This window comes from Erythrobacter sp. MTPC3, assembly GCF_042854385.1.
In the GTDB taxonomy this organism is placed as follows: Bacteria; Pseudomonadota; Alphaproteobacteria; order Sphingomonadales; family Sphingomonadaceae; genus Erythrobacter.
The window spans coordinates 1-1,718 of the sequence record NZ_BTGP01000031.1; the positions used below are offsets into that span (position 1 = coordinate 1).

Here is a 1,718-nt window from a genome sequence, read left to right on the forward strand (position 1 = left end):
ATGCGGAACCTTCCGAACATCGAGAAAAGCGGTTTCAAGGCCGGGGAATATGTCGGCTACGCGATGGCAGGCAAGACCTCCTACGCCATGCGGATCAGGCGTGGCGGCAAGGGCTGGGAAACCTATTACCATGAACCCCTGTCCCGCGCCGCTGGCGGATGCTTCAGCTATGCGACCGAACGCACCCTTGGCGACCTGTCCGCGCGCTTGAGCGCGATGGCAGGTGCGGCATGAGCCATAAACGCTACATCGAACTGTCCCGCGACGATCTGGCCTTGCTGCATGACACTGTGCAGCTTGCCGACAGCGAGCGCGGCGAAACCCTGACAGCCATCCTTGGGGAATTGCTGGCGCATGGCGCGAGCGATTTCACCCTCATTGTCGATGAAGGATAAGGCAATGACAACCGAACAGAACGACGAGCTGGGCCAGCGCATCATTGATGCAGGCTTTGCCCCCAACCGGCTGCTGCTGGACATGAACCACAGCCTTAGCGTCCCGCACGACTTCCCGCTTGATGCACCGTGGAATCTCCCCTCACGCCAGTTTCGCTTTCCCATCGAAGTGGTGGCACCGGAGGCAGGCGAGCCGCGCAAGATTGGCCTGATGCACCCCGAACTTGCAGCCCACCCCTTTGTGAAGCACGTTGAGAGCGTTCTAGGGATCGAGATTGCCCGCGATGGCGTTGCCAACCGCTATGGCTATTCCGCAGCCCCTACCGCGCGCTGGTGGCATTCGGTGGACCTGATTAGCGCAGGCAAATGGCGCGAATTGCTGGCGACCCAGCTTCACACCACAATGGGCGATATATTCCACGCCGTTTCCTACGGATGCCGCTACTCGCCTAACGAGGACCGGCAGGGGCGCGGCTATATCAGCACCGCCGAGGCGCGCACGATCATGGAGGAAATGGGCGCAACCGAACCGGAGGACGCCGTAGCGATCCTCTTGCAGTGCGATGAACCCAAAGAGTGCAAATCCGAGCGGTCAACACATTGGCCGATCAATACCGGGCGCAGCCTGTGCGGCGAGGATCAGGCATGGTGCATGATCCTTGGCATCGAACAGGGCTGGTTCGCGCACGACCGGGCAGGTTTCCTGCAATGGACCGAGAACGGACGCGCCCGCTACGCCGCTGGCGACAGCGCCACCTACACGCAGGCGAGCGGACAGGAAGCATTCGCATTCTGACCGCGAACCCTCTATATTACTCGACAAGGAACATATCATGGCGACACAGGTAGAACCCAAGGAACTCAATATCCGCGAGCAGATGGCTCGCATTGACGAGGCGCTTGAGAATGCGGCTCGCCATCGGGCGGAGATTGAGCAGCGCCGCGAAGAAACGCGGCTCGCCAACCGTAATTCGATCTTTCAGGCGATGATCGCCAGCGCCGCCCTGCTAGGTGCAGGCGCGGCGCTGGCCAAACTGTTCTTCCCCTGATTTTCGCGGCGCGCCTGGGCTGCGGTTCCCTTCGCCCAGGCGCGCCGCTCCCAATCAGCCGGGGATTGATTCCCAATCCGCCGAAATGACGGAGGATCCGCGCGGCGGATCGTTCCGACGCCATTGTGTGAACGATCATGCCCGCAATCGGCGGCATGATCGAGGGGCGCACCTGGCCATCGTCCCGGTGAACGCTGCCCTGGTGCGCCGGGTGCGAGGCATACCCGCGCCCCGATAGAGCCGCGCCAGCGCGGCACTTTGCTTTCCCGAAGCT

General features: G+C 62.0%; 4 protein-coding genes. All 4 read left to right on the forward strand.

The genetic code is table 11. The features are described 5' to 3' along the window. Nucleotides 1–234 (forward strand): hypothetical protein (locus ACGHU1_RS16815; protein ID WP_390588861.1); only part of this gene is annotated, 234 nt, incomplete at its 5' end. Further along, the gene (locus tag ACGHU1_RS16820; RefSeq protein WP_390588864.1) at nucleotides 231–395 is read left to right on the forward strand and encodes a hypothetical protein; all 165 of its coding nucleotides are present in this window, start codon (nucleotides 231–233) and stop codon (nucleotides 393–395) included. The genes ACGHU1_RS16815 and ACGHU1_RS16820, both read left to right, overlap by 4 nt. 4 nt (nucleotides 396–399) lie before the next feature. Continuing rightward, on the forward strand, nucleotides 400–1,191 hold the full coding sequence (locus tag ACGHU1_RS16825) for a hypothetical protein (protein ID WP_390588867.1): 792 nt from the start codon (nucleotides 400–402) through the stop codon (nucleotides 1,189–1,191). A 37-nt stretch (nucleotides 1,192–1,228) separates the two neighbouring features. Continuing rightward, nucleotides 1,229–1,444, forward strand: coding sequence for a hypothetical protein (locus ACGHU1_RS16830; protein ID WP_390588868.1), 216 nt, complete (start codon nucleotides 1,229–1,231; stop codon nucleotides 1,442–1,444). The last annotated feature ends 274 nt before the right edge of the window (nucleotides 1,445–1,718 follow it).

What these genes read in the sequence shown, in the direction of transcription:
- ACGHU1_RS16820 (WP_390588864.1), top strand. Translation starts at nt 231, where the DNA reads ATGAGCCATAAACGCTACATCGAACTGTCCCGCGACGATCTGGCCTTG.
- ACGHU1_RS16825 (WP_390588867.1), top strand. Translation starts at nt 400, where the DNA reads ATGACAACCGAACAGAACGACGAGCTGGGCCAGCGCATCATTGATGCA.
- ACGHU1_RS16830 (WP_390588868.1), top strand. Translation starts at nt 1,229, where the DNA reads ATGGCGACACAGGTAGAACCCAAGGAACTCAATATCCGCGAGCAGATG.